1 protein-coding gene is annotated in these 973 nt (G+C 40.6%); it reads right to left on the bottom strand.

Annotation, left to right across the window (positions count from 1 at the left end):
• Nucleotides 1-703 precede the first annotated feature (703 nt).
• Nucleotides 704-973, bottom strand: a 270-nt coding sequence (locus tag IDZ20_RS16235; RefSeq protein WP_223144950.1) for a hypothetical protein, incomplete at its 5' end; no start/stop codon positions are given.

Below are 973 nucleotides of genomic sequence, written 5' to 3'. Positions count from 1 at the left end.
TTTGTGCCGCTCCAGCAGTGGTGTAGTAGGGAAAATCGCAGTGATGCAGTCAGGGAGTGGTATTCAATTTCTAGTGGGTCATGTCCGCACTATGTCTCCCGTCGTTGTTCTCAGTGTTTTCTTTTTAGGTATTACCAAATCAAGCTTTATCCAAATCTTCTTGTAGTATTATTTTGGGCTTTTGGTAGTATCTGGTTTTAGTGTTTTACGTCTAATCGCTTCGTTTAGGCTAAAGGGCCAGGCTAGCTGGTTACTTTGGTAATATCTGGTTTTACGTCTTTGTGTCTAATCGCTTCGTTTAGGCTAAAGGGCCTGGCTAGCTGGCCCAACGTGTGTGTTATTTTTTGTGCCGCCTCGCATAACAAGGCGCTCCACCTGACAATTTTTGCTGCGCTCGTTTGTGTATGTCGCGCAGCTCCATTTTACACAAACGCTCACAGCAAAAATTGCAGGTGAGCTTGGCGTTATAGCGGCTAAGAGTTTAGAAGATGGAGCACTTAACTTTATATTTAGTAATGGCCTTTGGTGTAGTGGCTACCATAATATATCTATACCTGCTACTTGTTAAAAAGTCTTCGCTTGTACAAAGACCTTCTAAATTAGTTATTTTTTTATTGGTGTTATTGGCATTTGTAGGCGGATTAATTCGTTACTCTCAAATATTTGATTACGACTTAACATATATTCATTATTTGCAAATAGGTCAATACGCTTTGATGTTACCTAGCATTGCAATTGGTATTGGTCTTTTAAAAGCAATCATTACATACCACATGGGGGGTAGTCGGTGAAGTATTTGAGAAAAAGCTATAACAAAAAGCTGCACCTGACATTTTTTGCTACGCTCAATTGTGTATGTCGCTGCGCTCCATTTTACACAATTGCTCTCCGCAAAAACTGCAGGTGAGCTTGGCGTTATGCGTCTTAACGGGTAGTAGAGTAGGGCTTGTAATTTATAGGTGTTGTTTTCTGT

The sequence above is a fragment of the Teredinibacter waterburyi genome (genome assembly GCF_001922985.1).
In the GTDB taxonomy this organism is placed as follows: Bacteria; Pseudomonadota; Gammaproteobacteria; order Pseudomonadales; family Cellvibrionaceae; genus Teredinibacter; species Teredinibacter waterburyi.
This window is presented reverse-complemented; position numbering and strand designations above follow the sequence as displayed.